Source organism: Bacillus sp. FSL M8-0049 (assembly GCF_038593355.1).
Classification (GTDB): domain Bacteria; phylum Bacillota; class Bacilli; order Bacillales; family Bacillaceae; genus Bacillus; species Bacillus safensis.
In genome coordinates this window covers 169866-190768 of record NZ_CP151986.1, presented here as the reverse complement: position 1 = coordinate 190768, position 20903 = coordinate 169866, and the positions used below count along the sequence as shown (strand labels likewise).

Below are 20903 nucleotides of genomic sequence, written 5' to 3'. Positions count from 1 at the left end.
TGTTAGCGATTTGCTTTCATCTATTACTCAATACCCATTTCTTCTTTCACAACAGCTGTAATTCGAGCCACATATTCATTACACAGCTCTTTTGTTTTCGCCTCTGCCATGACACGTACAAGCGGCTCTGTTCCAGATGGACGAACAAGAATGCGGCCGTCACCATTCATCTCTTTTTCGACCTCTTGGATCACCGCTTTTACTTTTTCATTTTCTTCTACTTTATATTTATCAGACACTTTCACATTCACTAAAAGCTGCGGGAACTTTTCCATTTCCGCTGCAAGCTCTGATAATGTTTTTCCTGTCGCTTTGAGCGTATTCACAAGCATGATCGCAGAAAGCATGCCATCACCTGTCGTATTATAATCAAGGAAAATCAAATGACCTGACTGCTCACCGCCGACATTATAGCCGTCTTTTTTCATCGCTTCGACCACATAGCGGTCCCCAACAGCTGTTTGAATGCTCTTAATGCCTTGCTTCTCAAGCGCTTTATAGAAACCAAGGTTACTCATGACCGTTGACACGACGGTGTCATCCTTTAACCGGCCTTCATCCTTCAAATAACGTGCACATATGTACATAATTTGATCGCCGTCTACGATATCACCTTTTTCATCGACTGCAATTAAACGGTCACCGTCACCATCAAACGCAAGACCAATATCTGCACCCTTCTCCTTCACAAAAGCAGAAAGTGCCTCTGGATGAGTGGAACCTACACCATCATTGATATTCAATCCGTTTGGAGATGTTCCCATTGTGGACACATCAGCATCTAAATCTGCAAATAAATGTGTCGCTAGAGAAGAGGTTGCACCGTGTGCACAGTCAAGCGCCACGTGAATACCTGTAAAATCCTCGTCCGCTGTCTGCTTTAAGAATTGCAGGTATTTCTGACCGCCTTCAAAGTAGTCGTTCACCGTTCCAAGATCGGCTCCAACTGGGCGTGGTAATTGATCGACTGGCTGATCCATCAGCTGCTCAATTTCGTTTTCCTGTTCATCTGACAGCTTAAAGCCGTCACCGCCAAAGAATTTAATGCCGTTGTCTTGAACTGGATTGTGTGAAGCAGAAATCATGACACCCGCTTCAGCATCCATTGCCTTCGTTAAATAAGACACACCAGGTGTTGAGATCACACCTAGACGCATCACTTCGGCTCCAATTGAAAGTAAGCCTGCAACAAGCGCTCCTTCTAACATATGACCAGATACACGTGTGTCTCGACCAACGAGTACCTTTGGACGTTCTTTATCCTTCGTGAGCACATAGCCGCCAAATCTCCCAACTTTAAATGCGAGCTCTGGCGTTAATTCGCTATTCGCTACACCCCTTACACCATCAGTTCCAAAGTACTTGCCCATGTTTCAATCGCTCCTTTTTTACCATTCAAGAGGACGCTTCGTCCTCTTTTTTATCTTCTTTGACCCGCTGTCTTTGACTCGATTCTTTCTTTGCTTTATCTTGCGTGGATTCTTCTTTACTCTTCTCACCCTGATCATCGTCATCAGTTGATGGATCTTGTTGATCTTTTTGATTCTTCCGATCATTCGTCGAAGCCGGCTGATCCTCTGTTTCAGTAGAAGTGAGTTTCACTTTGACCTTTGATCTCGATAATGTCCAAGTCACATTTTGAGGACCATTCACTTGAACTTTGACCTCATGGGTTCCTTCGTTCAAGTCCCCTGCATTGATATAGGCTTCAACATCTGAAGCCTTTAGTTTATCAATCGCACTCTTTGATCCCTTTGCTGTTAACGTGAGCCGTCCAGAAGAGGGGCTCACAAAATCAGATGTGAGATCCTTGCTCAAACCCACGACAGAAATCGGTACATTATCGATCTTTTTTTCTTCAGCTGTTGCAACCTTCACTTTGATCTTAACGGTTTCGGGTGATACCTTTTTCACACCATCTGGCAGGGGAATTTCGGCATCAATCTCCGTATCATCTTTGATCTTGCTTAAGTCCAGCTTGACGCCATCAATAAAATCAAGTGCATCCAGCACCTTTTGAGAGCCGTACACTGTGACCTCACTCGGGCTTGTCTCAATGCTTGAGATGCTGATCCCTTCTGGCAAGCTGCCCGTCCGCTCAATTTTAAAAGGAACCTTTTTGCTCGGGCTTGAGATTGGGACCGTAATATCCACCACGGACGGACTTACTTCAACTGGCAGCTCATTCCCGCTGCTATCATACACAGTGAGCTTCGCTTCTTTTTCAATTTGCTGATCGACATCCTCTAAGTTTACAAAAGCTTTAATGACAGAAATTTTGTCGATGACGTCCTTTGATCCAGTAACTGTGACCTTTTTCGGATTCACAATGGGCTGTTCAGGTGAATAGCCGTCTTTGATTTTATTTTGATTATAAAACTCGGTTTCAACAGGAAATTCAGCTGTCGTTTTTTCTTGTATCGTCACAGTCGTCACAGATGGATTAATCGATAGTGTGAGTCCCTTCGATACATCTCTTGCCTTCAGCTCCACTTTATGTGTACCTGTCGATAAGTTCTGCATGTCTGCGTAAATTTCAAAATTCTTTGTTTGTCTTGCTGTTTTCACAGCACTAGTTGATCCTTTAATCGTGACATTGACTGTCTGCGGCACACCAGTGACGACGTACTTCTCGTCATCATAATACGCTTTAACAGGAATGTCGGTTAAAGTTGCTTCATCTGTCGTCGATGTTGGGAAAAAGGATTCACCGATTTTTTTCGGCGTGGGCGCTTGCGCTGAATTGACTGCACCATACAGCAATAAAGCGAAGACCAATGCAAGAAGCTTAACGGCCCAGCGATTATTCAAAATCTTATCCATTTTTCTTGCCCCTCCAATACCATTTGGTCGAGGAAGCATCTTTGCTGTTCTTACTAAATTCAGCAATCAGCATTTCTTCAAGCGCTTCTTCTGTCAATTCTCGGTGGAGATCACCATTCCTTGCGACAGAAATACCGCCAGTTTCCTCAGAAACGATGACAGTTAAGCTGTCTGTCACTTCACTAATTCCGACTGCAGCCCTATGACGCGTCCCCAGCTCCTTAGAGATAAAAGGGCTTTCTGACAGCGGTAAATAGCAAGCTGCAGCTGCAATCTCATCCCGCTTCATAATGACAGCACCGTCATGAAGCGGTGTATTCGGAATGAAAATATTAATGAGCAGCTCTGAACTCACCTTTGCATTCAAAGGAATTCCTGTCTCTATGTAATCATTCATTCCGGTATCGCGCTCAATTGTCAGCAGTGCGCCGATTCTGCGTTTCGCCATATAGTTAATTGCTTTTGTAATTGCCTCGATCGTTTTCTGCTGCTGTTCCTCTACAGGTGTCCCGCTTCTTGAGAAGAAACGGCCGCGCCCAAGCTGCTCAAGCGCTCTCCTTAGCTCTGGCTGAAAAATAATAATGATCGCAAGGAATCCCCACGTAATCGCTTGATCCATCAGCCATTGAAGTGTGTTAAGACCGAGATACGCACTTCCCATCCTGACGAGAACAATGACCACAATTCCCTTTAAAAGCTGAACCGCTTTTGTTCCGCGGATGACCATCATTAATTTATATATCACATACCAAACAACGAGAATATCAACAGCATTACCGAGGTACTGCAAAAAAGGAATATCCCCTAAAGCCATTTCCTCGTCCTCCAGAATTTTCAGTTATTCTTCGTTTGATGCATTTTTTAATAAAAAAAGAGCCTATGTATCAATACATAGCGTGGCTATTATACCACATTTTGTTTCAGCAAGGAAAATAGTTGCCATATCTGGCTGACTTGCTAGTATGCTTGAATCTCAGCAATGTATAGAAAAAGAGCAGCCCCCTTAGAGACTGCTCTTTAAGCCGATTGAGTTACTTTTGCTCCTCTGGCCCAATGACCCGCATTACGTTTTGTGCTGTTGATTTCATTTTGTACCAGATCCAATCAAATACTTCATTAATTTCATTAATTTGACCAGTGACTTGTCCGGCAGAAGCAGTCAACTGTTCCCCATTGACGACGGTGACATTTCCATCAACCTTGCCTTCTACAATCAGCTTGCCATTTTTGACAGTGACATCACCCTTTACGGTTTCCCCTTTAGGTACGGTCACTGTATCATTTTCAACGACGAGATTCGGCTGCTTTGACACACTGAAATTATGATCGGTATTCCAGCTCGTAAACAGACTGCCTCCCATCAAAATGAGAAAGAGGGCAGCGGCTACCATCAGCGGGTGAGCTTTGATCCATCTTTGAACCGACACACGCTTTTTCTCCTTTGGAAGACCTGCCATCACCTTTGCAGTGAAATCAGATGGTGCTTCTATATGAGATGTACTCTGCACTAGCGCGATGGATTTCTCAATTTGTTGAAAATGAGTACGGCACTCCTCACACGATTGCAGATGGCTTTTTAATTCTTTTTCGTCTTGGGGCTCAATGTCCCCGTCTAAATACTGATGCATAAGCTGGACGATTCTATCTTGACAGCTCATCAAAATCACCTCACTCAAAGGTCTCTCAACTGTTTCCGGAGAGCCTCTCTACCCCTGTGTATTCTCGTTTTCACCGTACCAACTGGTATATTCAGAATCTCACTAATTTCTTTTAACGAGAGTTCATCAATATACTTTAATACGATGACCGAACGATATTTGTCGGGTAACCTTAGAATTTTTTGCTGAATGGTACTCGATAATTCAAGAGATACCACCTCATCTTCTGGCAAAATGCCATCAGCAGCAATTTGAGAATACATATTTAATCCTTCTGTTCCTGCCACCTCTGCATCTAAATAATAATCCGGCTTTTTTTTGCGAATACGGTCGATGGTCAGGTTGGTTGCAATGCGGTACAGCCACGTGGAAAACTTACGATTCACATCAAAGCTTTCGATATTCACATAGGCTCGAATAAACGCCTCCTGCGCAATATCCTCCGCTTCGTGTGCATTCCCAAGCATACGGTAGCACAGCTGATAAATTTTGTCTTTATACAGGTCTACGATGTCTGCAAATGCGTTCTGGTCGCCTTTTTTCACTTGCTTAATTCTCTTTTTAATCATTGTGTCCATAGTATATTCAACCTCTGCCTTCACCGGTCTTTATGTATACGAACCTCTTTCCAAAAGGTTTCATTCTCCTCTAAAAAATAGTGTAACAAATTTTTGACAGTGTGTTACGCTTATCAACCGGTAAAAACCTTAACATATCCTTAAATTTTCCCAAAACAAAAAAGAACGGGAACAAGTCCCGCTCTACAATAGCTTTTCACCCATTAACGATCCAATTAACGCAACAGCCGCTTCTGCTGTTTTGTTTTTCTCATCTAAAACCGGATTTACTTCCACAAATTCAGCAGACGTTAAAATACCCGCCTCCTCTAAAAGCTCCATTGCGAGATGACTCTCCCGGTAACTAATGCCGCCTGCTACCGGAGTACCTACACCAGGGCATTCCGCTGGATCTAGCCCGTCTAAATCAAGTGATAGATGGACACCATCTGTTCTTTCCTTTAGATAGGCAATGGCTTCCTCCATCACCCTTGTCATCCCTAAACGATCAATTTCATGCATCGTATACACTTTAATACCTTTTTCCCGAATCAATGCCCGCTCTCCTTCATCTAAGGATCGAGCACCAATTATAACGACATTTTCAGGCTTCAATTTAGGCGAATAACCACCAATGTTCGTTAAATCTGCATGCCCAAAACCGAGACTGACAGCAAGCGGCATGCCATGAATATTTCCAGAAGGAGAGGTTTCCTCCGTATTCAAATCCCCGTGTGCATCATACCAAATGACACCTAAGTTTTCATAATGCTTGGCTACCCCAGCAAGTGTGCCAATCGCAATGCTGTGATCACCGCCTAAAATGAGCGGAAACGAACCAGATTGCACAATACTGTCAACCTTCTCAGCAAGCAGTTGATTTGCACCAGCATTCTCCGTCAAATTTTTCAGCTTTTCACTTGTATATAAACCTTTCTCATCATCTCTTTGTTCAACTGGAATATCTCCAAGATCCTCCACATCAAATGAGAGCGTTTCCAATTTTTCTTTTACGCCTGCACAACGAATCGCACTCGGGCCCATATCGACGCCCCTTCTTGTTTGACCCAAGTCCATTGGAACTCCAATAATCGTGACCTTCTTTTGCTCTCCCATATGTACATCCCCTTTCCGTTCATGCTTATATTTTACTTTCTTGATGCCTTCTGACTCAACTCGACAACATTTTGAATAGTTATACAGTCCCTCTGCCAACATAAAAAAAAACACCTTTTTCAAAAAGGTGTCTTAACTGGGCTAGCTGGATTCGAACCAACGCATGACGGAGTCAAAGTCCGTTGCCTTACCGCTTGGCTATAGCCCAAAAATGGTGGAGGGGGACGGATTCGAACCGCCGAACCCGGAGGGAGCGGATTTACAGTCCGCCGCGTTTAGCCACTTCGCTACCCCTCCACATATGGAATTGATAAAGAAAAAACAGTGCCGGCAAGAGGACTTGAACCCCCAACCTACTGATTACAAGTCAGTTGCTCTACCAGTTGAGCTACACCGGCATATGGTGGAGGATGACGGGCTCGAACCGCCGACCCTCTGCTTGTAAGGCAGATGCTCTCCCAGCTGAGCTAATCCTCCACATCATGGTGACCCGTACGGGATTCGAACCCGTGTTACCGCCGTGAAAGGGCGGTGTCTTAACCGCTTGACCAACGGGCCAGTTTGTCAAGTTTGTTGTTTCCGTGAAGCTGACAAAAGTTATTATATACAGGTTGTCCCCCTTTTGTAAAGGGGATTTTTATTTTTTTTATTTTCTAACTATTTACTCCCTATTCGTTCAACAATTTGACTGAAATATAATTTCAATATTCAAATATAATATTGAAATTTCATATCATACTCAATATACTGAAAATGAAGAAATAAGGAGGTATGTCACATGCAGCCATCTCAACTGCGTTCTTTGACAACAGAATCAAGAAACCCCAACACAATGGGAATTTCTCAAGCAGATCCGCTTGAAATACTCCAGATGATCAATGAAGAAGATATGAAGGTCGCTCAAGCAGTCAACCTTGTACTTCCACATGTCAAAACAGCAAGTGACTTTGCTTATGAATCCATCTCAAATGGAGGCAGACTCATTTATTTAGGCGCCGGAACAAGCGGCAGAATTGGCGTAATGGATGCTGTCGAATGTCCCCCAACCTATAGCGTCTCACCTGATGTCATTGTTGGCATCATGGCAGGCGGAGACTCAGCTTTTTCTCAAGCTGCCGAAGATGTGGAAGACAGTGAAGAAGCCGGCAAACAGGATTTAGTACACATCCACCTGACATCAAAAGATACAGTCGTCGGTATTGCCGCAAGCGGCAGGACACCTTATATCATCGGCGCTTTAAACTATGCAAAGTCGATTGGAGCTAAAACAGTAGCACTCAGCTGCAATGAACAAGCAGAAATTAGCGAGCTTGCAGATTGCGCCATTGAGGTCATTGTAGGACCAGAAGCCATCACTGGGTCAACAAGAATGAAAGCAGCATCCGCTCATAAAATGATTTTAAATATGCTTTCCACGTCTGTCATGATTAGACAAGGCAAAGTATATGAAAACCTGATGGTTGATGTAAAAGTCAGCAATCATAAATTAAAAGAACGCGCCATCACCATCATTCAACATGTGACCAACGCTTCCTACGAACAAGCCGTGAAGACTCTTGAAGCAGCAGACTTAGAAGTCAAAACGGCCATCGTCATGCTCCAAACAAACACAGACAAGAAAACAGCCAAAGATTTACTCAACAAAACGAATGGCCATATTGACAAAGCGATCTCACGTTATCAATCCTAAAGGAGGCAGAGCTCATGTCAGCAGGTGGACTTACCCTACTACACACAATCAAATCAAAGCTTCCCCAATCTGAAAAAATCATTGCAGACTATATCCTTGCCCATCCTGACAAAGTCATTAAAAGCACAGTACACGAAATCAGTCAGGCAGCCGGCGCAAGCAGCTCTGCAGTCATCCGTCTTTGTAAATCTCTCGGGCTGGATGGCTATCACGATTTAAAAATGCGGATCGCTGGAGACTTGATGCATGACGATAAACAAGGCTACAGAGATATCGAACAAGATGAACCGCTTCAATCCATTATTCAAAAAACAGCAGGAAACTCAATTCAATCGATCAAGGACACCGCTTCTATTTTAAATCCAGAAGCTTTAGAAAAGGCTGTTCAATTACTGCTGCATGCAAATCAAATTCATTTTATCGGAGTTGGTGCATCTGGCATCGTCGCAGCTGATGCCCAGCAGAAATTTCTCAGAATTAACTATGCAGCGACAGCCTTCACTGACATGCACATTGCATCTACGGTCATTGCAAATGCGGGAGAGAATGACATTATGTTTGGTATCTCCTTTTCAGGAGAAACGTTAGACATCATTCAAGCCCTTCAGCTTGCAAAAGACAACCAAGTGAAAACCATTGCTTTAACACATCCAGGTCATACAAGCGTTTCTGCTTTATGTGATGTTCACCTATCGACGTCCGGTTCCAATGAAGCACCTTTTCGCAGTGCTGCCACTTCCTCTAGAATGGCACAGCTCTACTTAATTGATGTCTTGTTCCTCAGTTTAGCTTCTCGTCAATATGAAGAGACAGCGCAATATATTGACAAGACAAGGCATGCCATCCGCTCCATGAAACGAAAATCAAAGGGGGATTCAACATGAGTCATCAAAAGAAATATCAGCAGTTGGCGAAAGATATTCTTTCACTCTGTGGTGGTTCTGAAAATATCTCTTCCCATACACATTGTATGACAAGGCTCCGAATTACACCGATCGACAATGAAAAAGTTCACATCACAGCAATCAAAGAACTCGATGGCGTCATTGGCGTCGTCGAAGCAGAAACGCTTCAAATCATTTTAGGCACTGGCGTTGTCAACCAAGTATCAAGTGCGTTTGAAGAGCTGCTAAATGCCTCTGGCTCTTATGATTTAAACAACGAAGCACAAAAAAACAAGCAAGCCATTTCACAAAAGAACCGCACACCGTTCAAGCTGTTCTTACGTCGGATTGCCAGCATTTTCATTCCAATTATTCCGGCACTAGTTGCCTCAGGTCTGATTACCGGAATAACAAAAGCAATTGTGCAAGCAGGCTGGCTTGACGAAAAATCTCAAGCTGCGATTATTTTAACGGTTATCGGTTCTGGACTTTTCGCTTATCTCGGGATATTAGTCGGAACAAATGCCGCAAAGGAATTTGGAGGCTCTCCTGCATTAGGCGCATTAGCTGGTATCCTCATTATTAACCCAGCCTCCGCAGACATTATGTTATTTGGCACAAATATTCTACCAGGCAGAGGCGGACTCATCGGTGTTCTTCTAGCCGCCATCTTTATGGCACTTGTGGAAACCCGAATTAGACGCTTCGTCCCGCAATCACTTGATATCATCGTCACACCAACCATCACACTGCTCATTACAGGCATTTTCACGTACGTTGTCTTCATGCCAGTCGGCGGATTTATATCTGATGCCATCACCTCAGGACTGACTTATCTATTGAATATGGGCGGAATTTTCGCAGGATTTGTTCTTGGTGCTACCTTCCTCCCACTTGTTGTAACAGGACTTCACCAAGGGCTGACACCAATTCATATGGAACTCATCAATTCAATTGGAGATGACCCGCTTCTGCCAATTCTCGCTATGGGCGGTGCAGGACAGGTCGGCGCTGCATTCGCCATTTATATGAAAACAAAAAAGAAAAAGCTCAAAAGAGCCATCGCTGGCGGACTTCCTTCAGGGATGCTGGGGATTGGCGAACCACTCATTTTCGGTGTCACACTCCCGCTGGGACGACCATTTCTCACCGCTTGTCTTGGTGCAGGAATCGGCGGCGCATTTCAAGCCTACTTCCAAATTGCGACGAAAGCCATCGGGGTATCCGGTCTTCCATTAACCTTTATTGTTCACACACATCAAATGCTTCTTTACTTAATTGGACTATTTATCGCATATGTTGCTGGATTTTTCTTCACATACTTATTTGGATTTCATGATGATATGGCTGTTGAATTCGAGGATCACAATCAATAAGGAGGTTTAGACCTTGAAGAAATGTTTTCTTTTGATCACATGTCTGCTCATGCTCCTTGGGTTACCAGTACAAACATTTGCAACTAGCTCCCATCCTGTATCGTCTTTGTCTAAAACAGCACCTGAAGAATATCCCGTTTTAAAAAAAGCAAAACGACCGGAACAAGTAGGTTTTTCTTCCAGGCAGCTGAGGAAGGTTGATCAAATGATTCAAAATGACATCAAAGCAGGATTTCCAGGAGCCGCTCTCATCATTATCAAGGACGGAAAGATCGTCCATCAAAAAGCCTATGGCTATCGGCAAAAATACGATGGCACAACAGAGCTCAAATCGTATAAAAAAATGAAAAAGGATACACTATTCGATTTGGCATCCAATACAAAAATGTATGCGACCAACTATGCCCTGCAAAAGCTTGTCTACGAGAAAAAACTTGATGTCAACGAAAAAATACAGACCATCCTTCCAGATTTTCAGGATGAACCTGATGCAAAAGTAACCGGTAAAGACCAGCTCAGGGTAAAAGATCTTCTCACCCATTCTGCGGGTCTCCCTTCCAGTGTTTTATTTTATAGCAAAGAATCAGCTGGCTCTTTTTATTCTCAAGACAGAAAAACAACGATGAAATGGCTGCCAAAGGTACCGCTGCAATACAAGCCAGGTACTCAGCACATTTATAGTGACATTGATTACATGCTGCTAGGCATGATCATCGAGAAGAAAACAGGCATGCCTCTTGATCAATATGTCGAGTCAACGATTTATCGGCCGCTAGGTCTCAAACATACAATGTTCAATCCACTGCAAAAAGGGTTCAAGCCGAAGCATTTTGCAGCAACTGAACGTTTAGGCAATTCACGAGACGGTGTCATCGATTTTGAAAACATCCGACGGTACACCCTGCTAGGTGAAGTACACGACGAGAAAGCATATTACTCAATGGCAGGTATCTCCGGCCACGCTGGACTTTTCTCGAATACCTCAGACATGGCCGTGCTGCTTCAGCTGATGCTTAATAAAGGAGGCTATGGAAAAACAACCATCTTTGATCAGGCTTCTATCGATCTCTTTACAGCCTCATCTGATACGAACCCAACTTACGGGCTAGGCTGGCGGAAAAACGGTCATACTGACATGGAATGGATGTTTGGAAAATATGCAAGTAACGAAGCCTATGGGCATACTGGCTGGACCGGCACCATGACGTTGATTGATCCTAAACACAATTTAGGTGTCGTGTTGCTGACGAATAAGAAACATTCACCCGTTGTTTCACCAGAAACAAATCCTAATCAATTTGAAGGTGACCTGTTCCCAACTGGTACTTATGGAAGCATCATGACCGCAATCTACGAATCTTTTCAGTAAAAGGAGGAATTCGATGTTGAAAGCTCTCTTCCCCGCTGCACTGGTTTTAGCCCTGCTAACCTCTTCCATTCCAACGGAAAAGGTTAGCTCTGCCTCTCTGCCAACCGCTAAACAAATGGTTCAAGACATGTCACTGGATGAAAAGATAGGTCAAATGCTCATGCCGGACTTTCGCAATTGGCAAACAAAAGATGAATCCGCACCTACAGGCTTCACAAAGATGAATAACGAAGTATCTCACCTAGTAGAAAAATATCATCTAGGCGGTGTCATCTTATTTGCCGAGAATGTCGTTGATACAAAACAAACCGTGAAACTAACCCATGAATTTCAAAAAGCATCACCAAACATTCCTTTACTCATTTCCATTGATCAAGAAGGCGGAATCGTCACAAGGTTACAAAAGGGAACACATTTCCCAGGAAATATGTCGATTGGTGCCTCTAGAAGCAAAAAAAATGCATATGACACAGGAAAAATCATCGGAAAAGAATTAAACGCCTTAGGCATCAATACAAACTTCTCTCCTGTGCTTGATGTGAATAATAACCCAAACAACCCCGTCATTGGTGTTCGTTCCTTTAGCTCTGATCCTGCTCTTGTCTCTAGACTTGGCCTTCAAACCATGAAAGGACTTCAAAAGGAAAAGACCATTTCCACACTAAAACATTTCCCGGGACATGGTGATACAGCCGTCGATAGTCACTACGGCTTGCCGCTCGTAGAGCATGACCTAGATCGTTTAAAAAAGGTTGAGCTGTATCCGTTCCAACAAGCGATCAATGCTGGTGCAGATATGGTCATGACCGCTCATGTGCAATTTCCTGCCATTGATGACACAACGTATCGAAGCAAAAAAGATGGCGAGGACATCATGGTTCCAGCAACCTTATCAAAAAAAGTCATCACACACTTATTAAAAGAAGAGATGGGCTTTCAAGGTGTTGTTGTGACAGACGCTCTAAATATGAAAGCGATTGCAGATAATTTCGGACAGGAAGAAGCCGTCGTGATGGCCATTAAAGCAGGCGTCGACATCGCTCTCATGCCAGCACCAGTCACCTCATTAAAAACAGAGAAAAACCTAGAGAATGTATTCAATGCTGTCAAACAAGCGATTTTAAAGAAAGAGATTCCGATGTCGCAGATCAACGAATCTGTCGAAAAAATTCTTCAATTGAAAATCAAACGCGGCATTATTTCCTCCAAAAAACCAATCAATCTTGAGAAAAAAATCAAAAAAGCCACTCAAGTCGTTGGGAAAAAGTCGCACCTTAAAGCAGAACAAAAAATGGCACGTGAAGGGATCACCCTGCTTAAAAACAACAAAAAAACCTTACCTTTCAAGCCTAAAAAGAATGACAAAATCGTGGTCATGGCACCTTACGAAGATCAGACAAAAGCAATGTCTGTCACAGTCGAATCTCTCATGAAACAAAAAAAGATCAAGCCTGTAAGCATCCAGTCATATGCTTTTGCGGATAAAACGTTCACCAAAGATACAGCCAAACTGATTCAAGAAGCTGACTATGTCATCACTGGCTCTTACGTTGTCCAAAATGATCCAGCAGTGAATGATGGCGTAATTGATGACAATGTCCAGGATCCGAAAAAATGGGCAACCGCCTTTCCTCGTGCTGTCATGAAAGAAGCAGCAGCACAAAACAAAAAAATGGTCATCATGAGTCTTAGAAATCCTTATGATGCGGCAAATTTTGAAGAAGCCGATGCCTTACTAGCTGTGTACGGTTTTAAAGGCTACTCAAACGGACAATTCAATCAGCCAAATATTCCTGCTGGACTAGAAGTGATATTTGGAGCTGCATCACCTAAAGGGAAACTGCCAGTTGATATCCCATCTGTCACTCATCCAAATCAAACCCTTTACCCATTCGGCTATGGCCTCAACTTGAAAGGGAAACAGATCAAATAGGAGGGATTCTCTTGAAGAAAACAGTCAGTTTCATACTCGCAAGCTTTCTCATGATGAGCACATTGACCGCTGCCTCTCCCGCAGAAGAACGAACAGTCACAAAAGGGAAAAAAGCATCAGTCAAAACAGGGATCGAAACACTACTCTCAAGCAATCTTTCATGGCTAAAAGGGAAAAGAGTTGGTCTCATTACAAACCCGACTGGCATCGATGCAAATATGAAAAGCAGTGTCGATCTCCTTTTTGAACATCCAAATATCAAGCTCACTGCTTTATATGGACCTGAACACGGCGTACGCGGCGATGCACAAGCAGGAGAAGGCGTCGAATCCTATACCGATGAAAAAACAGGGCTTCCTGTTTACTCTCTTTATGGAAAAACAAGAAAACCAACTCCTGAAATGCTGAAAAATGTAGATGTCCTGCTGTTTGATATTCAAGACGTTGGTACTCGTTATTACACCTATATTTACACGATGGCCTATGCGATGGAAGCCGCTAAAGAAAACAACATTCCCTTTGTTGTCCTAGACCGCCCAAATCCCATTGGCGGACTAAAAGTAGAAGGACCTGTTTTAGAGCCTGAACACGCCTCATTTGTAGGGCTCTATCCCATCCCATTAAGACATGGAATGACTACTGGTGAGCTTGCAAAACTGTTTAACAAAGAGTTTCATATCAATGCTGATGTAACAGTCATCAAAATGAAAAATTGGAAGCGGTCCATGACATTCGATGATACAAAGCTGCCGTTCGTCCTTCCTTCTCCTAACATGCCAACAGTGGATAGTACCTTTGTATATCCTGCCACAGGATTAATTGAAGGCACAAATGTCTCTGAAGGCAGAGGAACGACAAAACCATTCGAGCTCATTGGTGCACCATATATCAATAGCAGCGAGCTGGCAGATCATTTAAATAAGCTAAAACTAAAAGGCGTTCAATTTAGACCTGTGTCATTCACCCCCACATTTTCTAAACATGCCGGTACACTATCTCATGGTGTGCAGTTATACGTCACAGACCGCTCATCCTTCGAAGCGGTGAAAACGGGGTTATCCATTATCAAAGCAATACATGATTTATACCCTAATGACTTTGAGTTCCTTCAAACAGGCAGCTTTGATAAACTCATCGGGAATGGCTGGATGAAAGAAGAAATCAATAAAGGAACTTCCGTCAAACATATGATGAAACGCTATCATCACGACCTCAAAACATTCGAAAAGAAACGAAAAAAATATCTCATCTATTAAGATCACAAAAAAACCTCCATCTATCAAAGGATGGAGGTTTTTTCATGAGAAAGATTTGGTCACAGCAGGTGCTTTCAGCTCAAAACGATTGAGTAAGAAACCAAACAAGGCAGCAAGCACTTGCTGAAACAGCATGCCAATCACCACAGGAACAGCGACAGCAGGCGGGAAAAAGCTAATGGCAAGCACAGCCCCCGCACTAATGTTTCTCATACCGCCCGTATACACGATGGCCACAATCTCTCCTTGAGTACATTTCATCGTCTTTCCAATCAACCATGCAAACGCATATCCGCTCATCGCAATGAGAAACACAGTCGCTGCCTTGCTAAAAAATGCGGCATCCAGTTCACGCAAGTATGGCGCAACAACAGAACTGTTAATCGACACCACTACAAACAAGCCTATTTTTGAAAAAGGTGACAGTGTCTGACTAATCATTTTTGTCACAGCAGGCTTTGCATATTGACGAACGAGCATCCCTAAAATAGATGGAAGCACCACCATCCCAAACAGCCCTTTCATGATCGCGGCCATGTCCATATGAACCTGTGTACCGGCCAAAAGTGACAAACTGGCTGGCACAATCAATGGCGAAAGCAATGTATCAATTAAAATAATGGATAACGTTAACCCAACATTCCCCTTATACATTGCCGCCCATATTAAACTAGAAACTCCTGTGGGAATCACCATTGCAAGTGTCAAACCGGTGATCGTCATAGCATCACCCGCAAATATGAGATGTCCCGCTGACCAAGCATAAAGAGGCATCAACACGTGCAAAATCATAAACGATAAAATCAAAGGCAATGGGTGCATCACTGTATGCTTTAAAGCCGAAAAAGTAGAAGACAAACTCCCTGCAAAGGTCATAACAGCAAATACCCATGGCACTAAAAACGTAAAATCCTTTAAATAGGCCGCCAATAAAACACCGAGTAACACACTAAAAGGTGTAATGAGCGGCATCATCCGGCCGAGTACTTGATTCAAACGCACAAGCATGCCGGCCACCTCCATCCCTTCACTTTCTTGCCTTTTCTATTGTAACAGACAGAAAGGCCTTTTTAAGAACCACTCACCTGTTTCATAAGCTTTTGACTTGATGTATCCATTCCAACTACGTCCACCTGGACGCCATTTGCTTGATACCTTTCCTTTATACGTTCTATCGCTGATACACCTGATTCATCCCATATACGTGCTTCAGACAAATCAATCACAACAGATTGGAGTTCTTTCCCCTGATGGAAAGCTTGGATCAAGTCAGTGACAGAAGCAAAGAAAATTTGTCCTTTAACTCGATATTCCCAAGTACCTGCCTGGCTTTCTTTAGACGTAATATGAAGCTTCGATATCTTTGCGACAAAGAATACCGCACTAAGCAGTACACCTGCAAAAACGCCTTTTGATAAATCATGAGTCAACACCACCGTCACGACCGTGACAACCATCACAATAGAATCTGTTTTCGGATTCTTTTTTAGCTGCTGAAAGGAACTCCAATCAAATGTGCCAATGGAAACCATGAACATCACAGCCACAAGAGCAGCCATCGGAATTTGAACCACGACATCACCTAGTACAAAAATCAGCACCATTAAAAAAGCACCCGCTACAAAGGTAGAAAGCCGGCCTCGTCCTCCTGCCTTCGTATTAATCACAGATTGGCCAATCATCGCACAACCAGCCATACCGCCAAAGAATCCCGCAACCACATTGGCAATCCCTTGACCTCTCGCTTCCTTGTTCTTATTACTAGACGTCTCTGTCATATCATCGACAATCTGTGCGGTTAAAAGAGACTCAAGTAAACCAACCATCGCAAGTGCTAAAGAATAAGGAAAAATGATAGCAAGTGTTTCCCAGCTAAACGGAACTTGAGGAATCAGAAAAACAGGCAAAGAACTAGGAAGCTCTCCCATATCTCCAACTGTTCTAACATCAATATGTCCAAATACAGCCAATATCGTCATTACAATAATGGCAATGAGTGGGGAAGGTATCACCTTTATCACCATAGGCAATAAATAAATGATCAGCAGGGCACCACCTGTCATCATATACATGGCTAATGATTCCCCAACGAAATGTGGAAGCTGAGCCATGAAGATCATAATAGCCAACGCATTGACAAAGCCAACCATGACGGACCTCGGAATAAATTTCATCAAACGAGATACTCGGCACAATCCGAACACAATTTGAATCAAACCCGTCAAAATCGTAGCTGCAAACAAATATTGCAACCCATGATCAGCAACCAAGTGAACCATGACGAGAGCCATAGCCCCTGTTGCAGCCGAAATCATGCCTGGGCGTCCACCAACAAACGAAATCACAATCGCAATACAAAACGATGCATACAACCCGACTTTCGGATCAACGCCCGCAATAATCGAAAACGCAATAGCTTCAGGAATTAAAGCCAGTGCGACTAATATACCCGCAAGAACGTCCTGACGTACATGTCCAAACCATTCTTGCTTTGCAAATAAATCTTTCAAACCATCTACTCCTTTTTATATACATTCCGTACATGGAAAAAGAAGATCAACTATACCTGGAGATGAAGAAAGGAAAAACAAACGATACTTCACTTTCGGGGGAAAAGAGGAACGTACAGAGTCTTTTGATATAGAGGATATCACTTTAGTAAGAATAAAAGAAAGAGACTGAAGAATCAAGAACAAAAAGAAGGAGATAAGTAAAAAAGCGATGCAACAATGCTGTGCAAGCCGTTTTATTCGCTTTCCTAAAGTCATCAGTCTATTGATCATCGAGCAGTTCAATATATATGTAAACAAACAAAAAAAGCCTTCTCATCATCGAGAAACCTTGTCATATCAACATATAGAGGAAAGCTTCCAAGCGGGCTCGAACCGCTGACCTCTTCCTTACCATGGAAGTGCTCTACCTACTGAGCTATGGAAGCATGGCTCCGCAGGTAGGACTCGAACCTACGACCGATCGGTTAACAGCCGATAGCTCTACCACTGAGCTACTGCGGAATGATAAAGTAACTTCTTCCATTGGAAGGATATAAATAAAAAGCTTGGCGGCGTCCTACTCTCACAGGGGGAAACCCCCAACTACCATCGGCGCTGAAGAGCTTAACTTCCGTGTTCGGTATGGGAACGGGTGTGACCTCTTCGCTATCGCCACCAAACCTGATGGAGAGAATGTTCTCTCAAAACTAGATAACAATATTCAAACTTCACATTAGAATATAGGTTAAGTCCTCGATCTATTAGTATCTGTCAGCTCCACGTGTCACCACGCTTCCACCTCAGACCTATCAACCTGATCATCTTTCAGGGATCTTACTTCCTTGCGGAATGGGAAATCTCATCTTGAGGGGGGCTTCATGCTTAGATGCTTTCAGCACTTATCCCGTCCGCACATAGCTACCCAGCGATGCCCTTGGCAGAACAACTGGTACACCAGCGGTGCGTCCATCCCGGTCCTCTCGTACTAAGGACAGCTCCTCTCAAATTTCCTGCGCCCGCGACGGATAGGGACCGAACTGTCTCACGACGTTCTGAACCCAGCTCGCGTACCGCTTTAATGGGCGAACAGCCCAACCCTTGGGACCGACTACAGCCCCAGGATGCGATGAGCCGACATCGAGGTGCCAAACCTCCCCGTCGATGTGGACTCTTGGGGGAGATAAGCCTGTTATCCCCGGGGTAGCTTTTATCCGTTGAGCGATGGCCCTTCCATGCGGAACCACCGGATCACTAAGCCCGACTTTCGTCCCTGCTCGACTTGTAGGTCTCGCAGTCAAGCTCCCTTGTGCCTTTACACTCTGCGAATGATTTCCAACCATTCTGAGGGAACCTTTGGGCGCCTCCGTTACATTTTAGGAGGCGACCGCCCCAGTCAAACTGCCCACCTGACACTGTCTCCCTGCCCGATAAGGGCAGCGGGTTAGAAGGTCAATACAGCCAGGGTAGTATCCCACCGATGCCTCCACCGAAGCTAGCGCTCCGGTTTCCAAGGCTCCTACCTATCCTGTACAAGCTGTACCAACATTCAATATCAGGCTGCAGTAAAGCTCCACGGGGTCTTTCCGTCCTGTCGCGGGTAACCTGCATCTTCACAGGTACTATAATTTCACCGAGTCTCTCGTTGAGACAGTGCCCAGATCGTTGCGCCTTTCGTGCGGGTCGGAACTTACCCGACAAGGAATTTCGCTACCTTAGGACCGTTATAGTTACGGCCGCCGTTTACTGGGGCTTCAATTCGCACCTTCGCTTACGCTAAGCGCTCCTCTTAACCTTCCAGCACCGGGCAGGCGTCAGCCCCTATACTTCGCCTTACGGCTTCGCAGAGACCTGTGTTTTTGCTAAACAGTCGCCTGGGCCTATTCACTGCGGCTTCTCGGGGCTTTAACACCCTAAGAAGCACCCCTTCTCCCGAAGTTACGGGGTCATTTTGCCGAGTTCCTTAACGAGAGTTCTCTCGATCACCTTAGGATTCTCTCCTCGCCTACCTGTGTCGGTTTGCGGTACGGGCACCTCTCACCTCGCTAGAGGCTTTTCTTGGCAGTGTGGAATCAGGAACTTCGCTACTAAATTTCGCTCGCCATCACAGCTCAGCCTTTACGGGAAACGGATTTGCCTATTTCCCAGCCTAACTGCTTGGACGCGGATATCCAATACCGCGCTTACCCTATCCTCCTGCGTCCCCCCATTGCTCAAATGGTGAGGAGGTGGTACAGGAATATCAACCTGTTGTCCATCGCCTACGCCTTTCGGCCTCGGCTTAGGTCCCGACTAACCCTGAGCGGACGAGCCTTCCTCAGGAAACCTTAGGCATTCGGTGGACGGGATTCTCACCCGTCTTTCGCTACTCATACCGGCATTCTCACTTCTAAGCGCTCCACCAGTCCTTCCGGTCTGGCTTCACAGCCCTTAGAACGCTCTCCTACCACTGTTCGTAAGAACAGTCCGCAGCTTCGGTGATACGTTTAGCCCCGGTACATTTTCGGCGCAGAGTCACTCGACCAGTGAGCTATTACGCACTCTTTAAATGGTGGCTGCTTCTAAGCCAACATCCTGGTTGTCTAAGCAACTCCACATCCTTTTCCACTTAACGTATACTTTGGGACCTTAGCTGGCGGTCTGGGCTGTTTCCCTTTCGACTACGGATCTTATCACTCGCAGTCTGACTCCCAAGGATAAGTCATCGGCATTCGGAGTTTGACTGAATTCGGTAACCCGGTAGGGGCCCCTAGTCCAATCAGTGCTCTACCTCCGAGACTCTTACCTTGAGGCTAGCCCTAAAGCTATTTCGGAGAGAACCAGCTATCTCCAGGTTCGATTGGCATTTCACCCCTACCCACACCTCATCCCCGCACTTTTCAACGTGCGTGGGTTCGGGCCTCCATTCAGTGTTACCTGAACTTCACCCTGGACATGGGTAGATCACCTGGTTTCGGGTCTACGACCACGTACTCATGCGCCCTATTCAGACTCGCTTTCGCTGCGGCTCCGCATCTTCTGCTTAACCTTGCACGGGATCGTAACTCGCCGGTTCATTCTACAAAAGGCACGCCATCACCCGTTAACGGGCTCTGACTACTTGTAGGCACACGGTTTCAGGATCTATTTCACTCCCCTTCCGGGGTGCTTTTCACCTTTCCCTCACGGTACTGGTTCACTATCGGTCACTAGGGAGTATTTAGCCTTGGGAGATGGTCCTCCCGGATTCCGACGGAATTTCACGTGTTCCGCCGTACTCAGGATCCACTCTGGAGAGAACAACATTTCAGTTACAGGGCTGTTACCTTCTTTGGCGGGCCTTTCCAGACCTCTTCGCTTATATCGTTCCTTTGTAACTCCGTATAGAGTGTCCTACAACCCCAAGAGGCAAGCCTCTTGGTTTGGGCTGTTCCCGTTTCGCTCGCCGCTACTCAGGGAATCGCATTTGCTTTCTCTTCCTCCGGGTACTTAGATGTTTCAGTTCCCCGGGTATGCCTTCTCATACTCTATGTATTCAAGTATGGATACTACTCCATTACGAGCAGTGGGTTTCCCCATTCGGAAATCTCCGGATCAAAGCTTGCTTACAGCTCCCCGAAGCATATCGGTGTTCGTCCCGTCCTTCATCGGCTCCTAGTGCCAAGGCATCCACCGTGCGCCCTTTCTAACTTAACCATTTCTTACTTTAGAAAGAATCACTATGTGTGATGAACTTTGCATTGCATTCAATGTGAATGTATTACTTATTGTTA

14 protein-coding genes, 7 tRNA genes and 2 rRNA genes are annotated in these 20903 nt (G+C 44.6%); 6 read left to right on the top strand and 17 right to left on the bottom strand.

The genetic code is table 11. From position 1 onward, the window contains the following. Nucleotides 1–23: 23 nt before the first annotated feature. The 11 genes from glmM to NSU13_RS01035 form a co-directional block, all read right to left on the bottom strand. The gene (glmM, locus tag NSU13_RS01085) at nt 24–1370 is read right to left on the bottom strand and encodes a phosphoglucosamine mutase (RefSeq protein WP_034284242.1); all 1347 of its coding nucleotides are present in this window, start codon (nt 1368–1370) and stop codon (nt 24–26) included. Nucleotides 1371–1395: 25 nt separating this feature from the next. Next, on the bottom strand, nt 1396–2823 hold the full coding sequence (locus tag NSU13_RS01080) for a YbbR-like domain-containing protein (RefSeq protein WP_061110477.1): 1428 nt from the start codon (nt 2821–2823) through the stop codon (nt 1396–1398). After that, nucleotides 2816–3637, bottom strand: coding sequence for a diadenylate cyclase CdaA (gene cdaA / locus NSU13_RS01075; RefSeq protein WP_008344027.1), 822 nt, complete (start codon nt 3635–3637; stop codon nt 2816–2818). Before cdaA ends, NSU13_RS01080 begins: the two co-directional genes overlap by 8 nt. A gap of 217 nt (nt 3638–3854) precedes the next feature. Continuing rightward, on the bottom strand, nt 3855–4481 hold the full coding sequence (gene rsiW / locus NSU13_RS01070) for an anti-sigma-W factor RsiW (protein ID WP_024424448.1): 627 nt from the start codon (nt 4479–4481) through the stop codon (nt 3855–3857). 14 nt (nt 4482–4495) lie between these two features. Continuing rightward, nucleotides 4496–5059, bottom strand: a complete 564-nt coding sequence (sigW, locus tag NSU13_RS01065) for an RNA polymerase sigma factor SigW (RefSeq protein ID WP_024424449.1) — start codon at nt 5057–5059, stop codon at nt 4496–4498. A gap of 183 nt (nt 5060–5242) precedes the next feature. Beyond that, the gene (gene rocF / locus NSU13_RS01060; protein WP_024424450.1) at nt 5243–6154 is read right to left on the bottom strand and encodes an arginase; all 912 of its coding nucleotides are present in this window, start codon (nt 6152–6154) and stop codon (nt 5243–5245) included. 136 nt (nt 6155–6290) lie between these two features. Then, nucleotides 6291–6362 (bottom strand) — tRNA-Gln (locus NSU13_RS01055). Between the two features lie 4 nt (nt 6363–6366). Next, a tRNA-Tyr gene (locus NSU13_RS01050) sits at nt 6367–6451 on the bottom strand. 28 nt (nt 6452–6479) lie between these two features. Then, a tRNA-Thr gene (locus NSU13_RS01045) sits at nt 6480–6552 on the bottom strand. A gap of 3 nt (nt 6553–6555) precedes the next feature. Next, nucleotides 6556–6631 (bottom strand) — tRNA-Val (locus tag NSU13_RS01040). A gap of 6 nt (nt 6632–6637) precedes the next feature. After that, nucleotides 6638–6712, bottom strand: a tRNA-Glu gene (locus NSU13_RS01035). A gap of 220 nt (nt 6713–6932) precedes the next feature. Between NSU13_RS01035 and murQ the strand changes: the two genes are divergently transcribed. From murQ to NSU13_RS01005, 6 genes are read left to right on the top strand one after another with little or no spacing between them, the layout of a single operon-like run. Next, complete coding sequence (murQ, locus tag NSU13_RS01030; protein ID WP_041115366.1) at nt 6933–7844, top strand: N-acetylmuramic acid 6-phosphate etherase; 912 nt, start codon at nt 6933–6935, stop codon at nt 7842–7844. Nucleotides 7845–7858: 14 nt separating this feature from the next. Next, on the top strand, nt 7859–8728 hold the full coding sequence (locus NSU13_RS01025; protein WP_327825411.1) for a MurR/RpiR family transcriptional regulator: 870 nt from the start codon (nt 7859–7861) through the stop codon (nt 8726–8728). Further along, the gene (locus tag NSU13_RS01020; RefSeq protein WP_041115368.1) at nt 8725–10104 is read left to right on the top strand and encodes a PTS transporter subunit EIIC; all 1380 of its coding nucleotides are present in this window, start codon (nt 8725–8727) and stop codon (nt 10102–10104) included. The genes NSU13_RS01025 and NSU13_RS01020 overlap by 4 nt, the downstream gene beginning before the upstream one ends. 13 nt (nt 10105–10117) lie before the next feature. Then, nucleotides 10118–11473, top strand: coding sequence for a penicillin binding protein PBP4B (gene pbp4b, locus NSU13_RS01015; protein ID WP_065215426.1), 1356 nt, complete (start codon nt 10118–10120; stop codon nt 11471–11473). Nucleotides 11474–11486: 13 nt separating this feature from the next. After that, nucleotides 11487–13406, top strand: coding sequence for a glycoside hydrolase family 3 protein (locus tag NSU13_RS01010; RefSeq protein ID WP_046313584.1), 1920 nt, complete (start codon nt 11487–11489; stop codon nt 13404–13406). Nucleotides 13407–13417: 11 nt separating this feature from the next. Then, the gene (locus NSU13_RS01005; RefSeq protein WP_211043972.1) at nt 13418–14662 is read left to right on the top strand and encodes a DUF1343 domain-containing protein; all 1245 of its coding nucleotides are present in this window, start codon (nt 13418–13420) and stop codon (nt 14660–14662) included. A gap of 42 nt (nt 14663–14704) precedes the next feature. Here NSU13_RS01005 and NSU13_RS01000 read toward each other — a convergent pair whose 3' ends face one another. From NSU13_RS01000 to NSU13_RS00975, 6 genes are all read right to left on the bottom strand, one after another. After that, nucleotides 14705–15670, bottom strand: a complete 966-nt coding sequence (locus NSU13_RS01000; RefSeq protein WP_231293943.1) for a bile acid:sodium symporter family protein — start codon at nt 15668–15670, stop codon at nt 14705–14707. A gap of 62 nt (nt 15671–15732) precedes the next feature. Continuing rightward, entirely contained in the window at nt 15733–17172 is a 1440-nt protein-coding gene (locus NSU13_RS00995; RefSeq protein WP_211043974.1) for a SulP family inorganic anion transporter, read from the bottom strand. 355 nt (nt 17173–17527) lie between these two features. Next, nucleotides 17528–17600: transfer RNA gene (locus NSU13_RS00990), tRNA-Thr, on the bottom strand. 1 nt (nt 17601) lies between these two features. After that, nucleotides 17602–17676 (bottom strand) — tRNA-Asn (locus NSU13_RS00985). Between the two features lie 42 nt (nt 17677–17718). After that, a 5S ribosomal RNA gene (rrf, locus tag NSU13_RS00980) occupies nt 17719–17834 on the bottom strand. 61 nt (nt 17835–17895) lie between these two features. After that, nucleotides 17896–20826, bottom strand: a 23S ribosomal RNA gene (locus NSU13_RS00975). Nucleotides 20827–20903 lie beyond the last annotated feature (77 nt).

Bases quoted from the DNA above. Each gene is read 5' to 3' on its own strand.
- sigW (WP_024424449.1), bottom strand. From the start codon at position 5,059: ATGGACACAATGATTAAAAAGAGAATTAAGCAAGTGAAAAAAGGCGAC.
- glmM (WP_034284242.1), bottom strand. From the start codon at position 1,370: ATGGGCAAGTACTTTGGAACTGATGGTGTAAGGGGTGTAGCGAATAGC.
- NSU13_RS01000 (WP_231293943.1), bottom strand. From the start codon at position 15,670: ATGCTTGTGCGTTTGAATCAAGTACTCGGCCGGATGATGCCGCTCATT.
- rsiW (WP_024424448.1), bottom strand. From the start codon at position 4,481: ATGAGCTGTCAAGATAGAATCGTCCAGCTTATGCATCAGTATTTAGAC.
- NSU13_RS01025 (WP_327825411.1), top strand. From the start codon at position 7,859: ATGTCAGCAGGTGGACTTACCCTACTACACACAATCAAATCAAAGCTT.
- NSU13_RS01010 (WP_046313584.1), top strand. From the start codon at position 11,487: ATGTTGAAAGCTCTCTTCCCCGCTGCACTGGTTTTAGCCCTGCTAACC.
- rocF (WP_024424450.1), bottom strand. From the start codon at position 6,154: ATGGGAGAGCAAAAGAAGGTCACGATTATTGGAGTTCCAATGGACTTG.
- murQ (WP_041115366.1), top strand. From the start codon at position 6,933: ATGCAGCCATCTCAACTGCGTTCTTTGACAACAGAATCAAGAAACCCC.
- NSU13_RS01080 (WP_061110477.1), bottom strand. From the start codon at position 2,823: ATGGATAAGATTTTGAATAATCGCTGGGCCGTTAAGCTTCTTGCATTG.
- NSU13_RS01020 (WP_041115368.1), top strand. From the start codon at position 8,725: ATGAGTCATCAAAAGAAATATCAGCAGTTGGCGAAAGATATTCTTTCA.
- cdaA (WP_008344027.1), bottom strand. From the start codon at position 3,637: ATGGCTTTAGGGGATATTCCTTTTTTGCAGTACCTCGGTAATGCTGTT.